Below are 8253 nucleotides of genomic sequence, written 5' to 3'. Positions count from 1 at the left end.
CAAAGTTAGGGTTGAGGCGAATGGCTTGATTGTAATCTGCGATCGCTCCCTGTGGATCTCCATTGGCAGCACGGACATTTCCTCGGTTATTGTAGGCGATCGCATATTTGGGGTTGAGGAGAATCGCTTGATCAAGATCATCTAGTGCGCCTTTTTTGTCTCCATTGGTGGCGCGGGCATTTCCTCGGTTATTGTAAGCTTCAGCATAGTTGGGATTCAGGCGAATCGCTTCATTGTAATCTTTAACTGCTTCTCTGTTACCTCCTATTGAGGCACGGGCATTTCCCCGGTTATTGTAGGCTTCGGCGTCATTAGGGTTAATGCGAAGGGCTTCATTGTAATCTGCGATCGCTTTTTCTTTGTCTCCCAAATCAAAGTAGGCTAATCCCCGGCCATTGTAGGCAGCGCCATATTGAGAGTTTTGATCAATTGCTTTATTATAAGAAGCGATCGCAGCTTGTAAGTCGCCCTTTAAATGCTGATTCTTTCCCTGAATATAGAACTCCCCACCAATCGAAGTTGTCGCTGAACTACGGTTAGGTGGACTGACTCCTATTTCTGTCACCAATAAATTGTCATTCTTACTGCAAGAAATACTGCTAATTGCAGTCAATGTAGTAAAAATAGCTATGGTAAATACTTTATTTACCCTTGTTGGCTTTTGCCCAAATAAACGCCGTTTCATAAGTTAATATAAACTGCCATAACGCCTGAACAAAATTACTACCAAAATCTAGATTTTAATTCCTTAACTCAATAATTATTTTTACCTTTGATATAAGTGTAAAATCAATTGACTAATTTACCTGATATTCAATAGCTTTATTTAATGGTTATGTATAAGAGTAATTATAAAATATTTAAGTATAAAACTTATCATTTTTGCTCTTTCCTAAGATTTACTTTATAAATCGACTCTTGGTAATAGATTTCTGAACAGGGAACCACTGTTTATGATGTTTGTTATGATGCTTTTTGAAAAAAACATATTTAAAATATTTAGATTTATCTAAACAATAACTCGATAAATTCTGGCATTTGTAGCCTCATGAACAATTTACTCATCCTCTGTTTCATTCTCTTGAGTTTTAGAAGTTAGCCGCCAAGAAGTAGTTTTGTCAATATCTACAGACAGTTGTTCCAGATTTTGGCCTAAATCTTTTTGGAGTTTCTGAGTTAATGTGATCGAAAAATCTAAATTAATACCTTGAGTTTGTGCTAACCTTGCCAATTCTGTAAAAGTAGCTTTGATTGTAGTGCGCTCATAACTAGTCAGCTTGTAATCAGAAGTTTCCGGTATATTCTGAGCTTGCATGGCTTTTTTTATGCGTTCTTGCAAATGCTCAAATTCTGAATTCAACAACTTCCATTGCTGCTCAAGTTGTGAGTATCTAGCACTTAGTGATATTAAATTTTCTGTTGCGGCATCGGGACTGGCTTGGGTTTGTAAACCTAATAAATTTAAGTGAATTTGGGCAAGATAAATACAGTCTAGGTAAGCATACTCGATCTGTTCTTCAGTTAAAGGACGTTTTCCCCAATTGCTTTTTTGTTCTTGTTTGTCGATATTATTAAAGCTACAAAGTCCTGTAGCTATAGTTTTGAGTTGGTAGTTGGGTAATGGCAAAAGATAGTAAGGAATTTTTTTGGCCATTTCCAAAGTGCAAGTAATATTTTTGACTTTCTTGTTACCGAGAAGTTTTACGTCATAACTAGCATTGTGAAACACTTTTTCAATGGTAGAATTTACCATGATTTTTTCAATAAATTCAGCTATAATATCAGGATGATCTAGGACATCTAAAATGTAGATGCGATCGCCACTCATATCTTGAGGATTATCTAATACCTGAATCAGCGATAGTCGGGGATTACGACTTTTATAGTCAGCCACTTCTGTATCTATCCACAGCGTTTTAGCCTTGGTATATTCAGCAACAATATCACGAATTTCGTGGGCGGAAGTAAGGTACGGCATTAGCTAATATTTCCTGATATTTAGGGCGTTGTAAGTAAGCAATAGTTTTCTAAAGTAACATTTTGTTGGTAACTTTGCTGGCACAACATTGCAAAAACGCTGAAGTTTTGAGTTTTAATCGCCAAACTGACTTAAATCTGATAACATCGAATGACGGCTGTAGAGCAGCATAGTCTAACCTTAAAAGAGCTACTTAGCATCTACATCAAATTGGCAGAAAGGCACAGACTGTATGCAGAGCTATACTGATTAGCAGCAGTTATGAAAATTGAATTGACGCTTTTCAAAACTGGCTGCAAAATCTTAGCCTCAAGAAATCGTCCAGGTTTCAATTTTTAGTAATCTCAGTGCTTTGTTTAGCACTTTTGCTGCTTTACATTTAATTCTTTTTTAACATTTGCTCCTCACGATGACACACACCTCAATTAATCGCTTCAAGTATTCAATTAGGAGATAGATAATGAAAAAGCTAATTCCATTACTAGTTAGTAGCATTTTGGTAGTTGGTACTTTTGGCTGCGAAGAGGCTCTTAAGACTGGTTCGGAAACTCCTAGCACTAATGAAGCTGCTCAAGCACCAGCAAAGCCAGCTTCTCAGATAAATCAAACTGTGGATAAAACTACTCCTTCAGCAGTTAGTAGTGACACTAAAGTTAAAACTGATGCTGACAAAACGGCAATAACAAAAGTCAATGGCGACTTAAAAACTGAAGTTAGCAAAAAGTTGAATAAAGGCTTACCAGGCAATAAGTTACAAGTTGAAAACAAAGAGGGTGAAATTATCCTCAAAGGCGCAGTGTCTTCTGTTGAAGAACTCCAGAAAGCTGAAACCTTGGCTAAAGAAGTTCAAGGTGTGAAAACGGTGAAGGTGGAAGCAAAAGTTGAAGCTATGAAAAAGCCATAAAAGAATAACTCAAGCTCCCAGTTAACATCAGCTAGCTAAATCAGCTTACATCGTCATGAAAGATAAACAGGATTTACATTTGCGTAAGTCCTGTTTATTTTGCTTAAATAAGGATGAGGTATTGGCAAAATAAAACGCCTTACAACTGACAGATTGATTTAAATACTTGCAACAATTCGATTGAAGATTCAGAGCGAGTTATATCCAGTTTTGGCAATAATTGGTAAATGGGAGGATTTCCTTGCTGCATATAGACAAATTGGTAATCCATACCATTAGTAGTCACGCCCCAAACCGATGTTTGATTTTCTAGACTTTTATAGGCATAGGTAAGCAATTGTGGCAATCCCTCTGAGGCATTAAAACTACTATTTTTAGCTTCAAGCACCAGTATCCAAAAGGGTGTAGTGACTTTTTTCTCTTGAGTCTTATTAACAGCCAAAATATCCATCCGCCCTTTGATGTTTGTATCTTCATCTTCGACGGAAATATCAGCAATATTTTCTTCTAAGGTAATCTTAATACTGGAGTTATAAAAGCCGGCTAAATTCATTAATGGTGCGATAAATAAAAATTTTATTTGTCCTTCCGAGATTTTATCTGCTGCATAGTAACTACGAAAGAGATTGCGGATTTGTGACAGTTCTTGTTGTTCAAAGTCTGTGAGAGATTCCAGGCATAGTAATGATGTAATTGAGCCGTTTAACTGTTCTTCAAATTTCAGCAAGCGTTGAACGTCTTCCAAGCTGAGATTTCTTGCGTCTAAAGTAGTAGTCATCAATTTACTCTTTTATAGATTTTATAAGAATAACTATACAAGATTATAAGTATTATCCCTATTGAAGCAGTGGTAAGTTAAGAATTGGGTTTTGATATTCATCATTAAAAGATGCTTCAGCAATTATGGTTAATTCATCAATAGTCTGACCAATAGTTAATTTATCACTCAAAATAAAAATACCTGGTATGTTACGAGCTTGGGCAATGTGTTCAGCCAAGTGTACAGGCATAGATGTACGGTTATTTGTGACTAATATAAAGTTGTGTTCCTCACACCAACATAAAATTTCTGGATCTAATGTACTTTTAGGAGGAGTACCAGGATCACCAATTACCCAGACAACTAAATCAGGTTTTTGTCGTTTGAATTGAACCTGATAAAGAGGAGCAACATTTTCATCAAGAAGATATTTGAGAGTCATTTGCTTTTTTCGTTGCTTCTCTTTCAGCTAGCAGTTTCCTAAGTTTGACTACAACTGGTGGGGGATTGCGTCGCTGTTCTTCTCGCATCCTATGACTATACTCCAACCAATCAGCTATGTAGGCGCTTATAGCTTCTTTATTGTGCAAGTAATAAAGAATAGTCGCGTAAACTTGTTCTAATGTTAGTGATGTATAAATATTGGCAATTTCTTCTGGAGTTCGAGCGCGGTGGATGTACTCGTAAAGGATAGTTTCAATTCCTACTCTTGTACCTTTGAGTCGAATATCATCAGGACGCTGAAAATCGAAGTAATCTTCTAATTGCATAATTTAGCTGATTATTATATCTACCCCTAAAATCATCTTACATACTTGTAAAATACTGTTGCAATAAATAATGAGACTGGAATCAGTTTTCTCGGAACCACGATTCTCCTTCCCCTCTCAGCGTTCTCTGCGCCTGGAGGGTTCGATAATCCTGAATTCTTTCCCCTACCCTCTTGCCAATCTTTAATTAGTTGATACACTTGTTCTTCATTAGCCTAGCGAACCAGCGCCTATGGTGCACATCAAGCGCGTGGAACTTACGAACTTTAAATCCTTCGGTGGCACTACTTCAGTCCCTTTGCTACCGGGGTGTACTGTCATATCTGGGCCAAATGGTTCGGGTAAATCGAATATTTTAGATGCACTGCTGTTTTGTCTGGGACTCTCCAGTTCTAAGGGAATGCGAGCCGATCGCTTGCCGGATTTGGTAAATAATACTCAAACGGCTAAGGGACGGGCTTCGATTGAGGCTAGCGTGACGGTGACGTTTGATTTGTCGGATGATGTGTCACGCAGAGGCGCAGAGGCGCAGAGGGAGGAAGATGAGGAGGCAGTGGAGGCATCACTCAGAACTGAATGGAGTGTTACTAGAAGGCTGCGAGTTACTCACCAAGGAAGTTATACGTCGAATTACTATATCAATGGTGAAGGTTGCACGCTGACGGAGTTGCATGAGCAATTAAGTAAGCTGCGGGTTTATCCTGAAGGCTACAATGTGGTGCTGCAAGGAGATGTCACCAGCATTATCTCGATGAATACGCGGGAACGTCGGGAAATTATTGATGAGTTGGCTGGGGTGGCGGCGTTCGATCGCAAGATTATCCAAGCTAAATCAACTTTGGATGAGGTGAAGGAAAAGGAAGATAGTTGTCGGATTATTGAGACGGAATTAACTGCACAGCGCGATCGCCTTTCTCAAGATCGGGCGAAGGCTGAGAAATATCAAAAGCTTCGCACGGAATTTCTGGCAAAGCAATCTTGGGAAGCTGTTTTATCATGGCGATCGCTACAAGCACAACAAGAAAAGTTAATTAACGAAATTCAAAGTGGCGATCGCAATTCTAGTGAACTCACTACCCAACTTACAAATCTAAATTCCGAAATCGTCCAAAAAACAGATCAACTGGAACAACTCAATGCTCATGTGAAAGCTTTGGGAGAAGACGAACTTTTGGCGGTACAATCTACACTTGCCACCCAAGAAGCAGAACGTAAACAACTCCAGCGTCAGCTAACGGAATTAGAGACAGCTTCTCAAGAAACTGCTAAACGTTTAGCTCAAACTCAGCAAGAAATTCAACAACACCGTCATTCCCTAGAAGAAATCGCCGAAACACAAATTGTCGAGATGCGATTCATCGCGTCTTCCCAGCAACAAAGAAACGAAACGCAACAAGCCTTAGAAACATCCCGCGAAGCAGCAGCAGAAATCGCCTCGGCTTCGGAAGCGTGGGTGCAGCAACAAACAGCATTCAATCGTCAAATTGAAACTTTGCTGCAAACTCTGGAACCACAACGCACCGAACAAGCGCAACTCAGGGAACGCAATCACCAGTTACAGCAGCTTATCCAAGAGCAAACCCAGTTAATTGAACGCGATCAACCCGAATTAGCTCAAAAACAAGCTGAGTGTAGTCGAGTTGAAACGGAATTTAACGCCTCTAGTGAACCCATCCAAAATTTAGCCCAAAATCTCTCAGCTACAGAACAAGAATTGCAAATCCAACAGGAAACCCAAAAGCGGCTTTTGCTAGAACAACGGGAAAAACAACGCCAGTTGGATAAAATAGAGGCGCAAGCGCAAGCACAGCAAGAAGTCCAAGGAACTCAAGCTAGTAAAGTCATCCTGCAATCGGGAATGCCTGGACTTTGTGGCTTAGTTGTGCAGTTGGCACGAGTGGAACCCCGCCATCAGCTAGCCTTGGAAATGTCTGCTGGTGGACGTTTGGGACATATTGTGGTGGAAGATGACAGCATCGCCGCAGCCGGTATTGAACTGCTCAAACAGAAACGTGCGGGGAGGGCGACTTTTTTACCACTAAATAAAATTCATGCTCCCAAATTTACTCAAGATGCAACCTTGCGTTTTGCTAACGGTTTCGTTGACTATGCTGTTAACTTGGTTGATTGCGATCGCCGCTATAAAGATGTATTTAGTTACGTTTTCGGTAACACGGTGGTATTTGCCAGCCTGGAGGCGGCGCGGAAAAACATCGGATTATATCGCATCGTCACCTTAGACGGGGAATTGTTAGAAACCAGTGGCGCGATGACTGGTGGTAGTAACACCCAGCGTTCGGCGTTACGATTTGGTACAGGTGAAGCGGCGGAATCTGAGGAAGCGATCGCTTTAAGAAGTCGTTTAGTGGACATTGATCGGGTTTTAGAGCGTTGTACTGAGGCGATCGCAACTTTGTCAACCAGAACCAAAAAACTCACCGAGGAACTCACAGAAGCGCGTCAGGCGCGGCGCGAACAGCAGTTGCAAAGGGAACAGTTGCAGAAAGATATTAAGAGTTTAACAGCGCAATTAGAGGGGACGCGATCGCAGCTCGCCCAAAACAGCGAAAAGTTAGCCACTGCTCAATCCCGTCTGGAAATTTTAGAGCGGGAATTACCGGGACAAGAAAATCAGTTGCAACAATTGCGACACGATTTAGCAGAGTTGGAAGCATCTCAAACTCCCAGTGAATGGCAACAAATCCAGGCGAAAATTAAAATTCAAGAGCAACAATTGCAACAACGGGAGACAGTATTACGCGAAGCTGAACAAAGATTAAAAAATTTGGAAAATCAGCAACAGCGTTTGCAAGAAAAAATCCAAGAAGCAGAGACACGCATCGCAGAATATGAAACCCAACAAATCTCTTGTAGAGACGCGATGAATCGCGTCTTTTCACAAATCACAACGATAGACAACCAAATCTCCGAAATCCGTTTATCGTTGAGTCAAATGGAACAAAATTTAGGAGAAGAGAAACAAAAACGCGACGCTACAGAACAGGAAGTGCGATCGCATCTCTTGCGCCAACAACAATTGCAATGGGAAATCCAAAAACTCCAAGAAACCCAAGAGAAGCGGCGGGAAGAATTAGTTGCTTTGCAAAACCAGTTGCGGGATGTGGGAGCCGAATTACCAAATCCCTTGCCGGAAGTTCCAAATCAGGTAGACTTGGAAGAATTGCAGAAAGAATTGCGATCGCTTACCAAACGCTTACAGGCAATGGAACCTGTGAATATGCTGGCGTTGGAAGAATACGAGCGCACCCACAACCGCCTCCAAGAACTGACGCAAAAATTAGAGACACTAGAAGGGGAACGTACCGAACTGCTTTTGCGGATTGAGAATTTTACCACATTACGGCAACTTGCCTTTAAAGAAGCTTTCGATGCTGTCAATGAAAACTTTCAATCGATTTTTGCCATTCTTTCCGACGGCGACGGCTACCTACAACTCGAAAATCCCGAAGATATCTTTAGCAGTGGACTGAATTTAGTCGCGCACCCCAAAGGTAAACCCGTACAGCGTTTAGCTTCCATGTCTGGAGGAGAAAAATCACTCACAGCCTTGAGTTTTATCTTTGCCCTCCAACGCTACCGCCCATCGCCATTTTACGCCTTTGACGAAGTAGATATGTTCTTAGATGGGGCAAACGTAGAACGATTAGCTAGAATGATTAAACAACAGTCACAACAAGCGCAATTTATAGTTGTGAGTTTGCGTCGTCCGATGATAGAATCAGCCGAACGCACAATTGGCGTTACTCAAGCACGAGGAGCTTACACTCAAGTTTTGGGGATTAAGTTACAATCATCCAATACATCTGCTTGAGTTTTTGTT

The 8253-nt window shown here is 40.8% G+C and carries 7 protein-coding genes; 2 read left to right on the top strand and 5 right to left on the bottom strand.

Features of this window, described 5'->3' with window-relative positions:
- On the bottom strand, positions 1 to 685 hold a 685-nt coding region (locus tag ACEW80_RS13275), incomplete at its 3' end, for a tetratricopeptide repeat protein (RefSeq protein ID WP_373527029.1).
- A 372-nt stretch (positions 686 to 1057) separates the two neighbouring features.
- Positions 1058 to 1978: a ribonuclease D gene (locus ACEW80_RS13270; RefSeq protein ID WP_373527028.1), complete on the bottom strand. Its 921-nt coding sequence runs from the start codon at positions 1976 to 1978 to the stop codon at positions 1058 to 1060.
- A 460-nt stretch (positions 1979 to 2438) separates the two neighbouring features.
- Here ACEW80_RS13270 and ACEW80_RS13265 point away from each other — a divergent pair, with 460 nt between their 5' ends.
- Positions 2439 to 2882, top strand: coding sequence for a BON domain-containing protein (locus tag ACEW80_RS13265; protein ID WP_373527027.1), 444 nt, complete (start codon positions 2439 to 2441; stop codon positions 2880 to 2882).
- Between the two features lie 139 nt (positions 2883 to 3021).
- Here the strand turns inward: ACEW80_RS13265 and ACEW80_RS13260 are convergent, their stop codons facing one another.
- Genes ACEW80_RS13260 through ACEW80_RS13250 form a run of 3 tightly spaced genes read right to left on the bottom strand, consistent with a single transcriptional unit; the run spans position 3022 to position 4412 of the window.
- Positions 3022 to 3660 (bottom strand): restriction endonuclease subunit R, encoded by a 639-nt coding sequence (locus tag ACEW80_RS13260; RefSeq protein WP_373527026.1) that lies wholly within the window; start codon positions 3658 to 3660, stop codon positions 3022 to 3024.
- Positions 3661 to 3718: 58 nt separating this feature from the next.
- Positions 3719 to 4084 (bottom strand): hypothetical protein, encoded by a 366-nt coding sequence (locus ACEW80_RS13255; protein WP_373527025.1) that lies wholly within the window; start codon positions 4082 to 4084, stop codon positions 3719 to 3721.
- On the bottom strand, positions 4062 to 4412 hold the full coding sequence (locus ACEW80_RS13250) for a DUF433 domain-containing protein (RefSeq protein WP_373527024.1): 351 nt from the start codon (positions 4410 to 4412) through the stop codon (positions 4062 to 4064). The genes ACEW80_RS13255 and ACEW80_RS13250 overlap by 23 nt, the downstream gene beginning before the upstream one ends.
- A 232-nt stretch (positions 4413 to 4644) precedes the next feature.
- Here ACEW80_RS13250 and smc point away from each other — a divergent pair, with 232 nt between their 5' ends.
- The gene (gene smc, locus ACEW80_RS13245) at positions 4645 to 8244 is read left to right on the top strand and encodes a chromosome segregation protein SMC (RefSeq protein ID WP_373527023.1); all 3600 of its coding nucleotides are present in this window, start codon (positions 4645 to 4647) and stop codon (positions 8242 to 8244) included.
- Positions 8245 to 8253: the final 9 nt, after the last annotated feature.

Source organism: Nostoc sp., assembly GCF_041747015.1.
In the GTDB taxonomy this organism is placed as follows: Bacteria; Cyanobacteriota; Cyanobacteriia; order Cyanobacteriales; family Nostocaceae; genus Nostoc.
This window is presented reverse-complemented; position numbering and strand designations above follow the sequence as displayed.

Bases quoted from the DNA above. Each gene is read 5' to 3' on its own strand.
- ACEW80_RS13270 (WP_373527028.1), bottom strand. From the start codon at position 1,978: ATGCCGTACCTTACTTCCGCCCACGAAATTCGTGATATTGTTGCTGAA.
- ACEW80_RS13265 (WP_373527027.1), top strand. From the start codon at position 2,439: ATGAAAAAGCTAATTCCATTACTAGTTAGTAGCATTTTGGTAGTTGGT.
- ACEW80_RS13260 (WP_373527026.1), bottom strand. From the start codon at position 3,660: ATGACTACTACTTTAGACGCAAGAAATCTCAGCTTGGAAGACGTTCAA.
- ACEW80_RS13255 (WP_373527025.1), bottom strand. From the start codon at position 4,084: ATGACTCTCAAATATCTTCTTGATGAAAATGTTGCTCCTCTTTATCAG.
- ACEW80_RS13250 (WP_373527024.1), bottom strand. From the start codon at position 4,412: ATGCAATTAGAAGATTACTTCGATTTTCAGCGTCCTGATGATATTCGA.
- smc (WP_373527023.1), top strand. From the start codon at position 4,645: ATGGTGCACATCAAGCGCGTGGAACTTACGAACTTTAAATCCTTCGGT.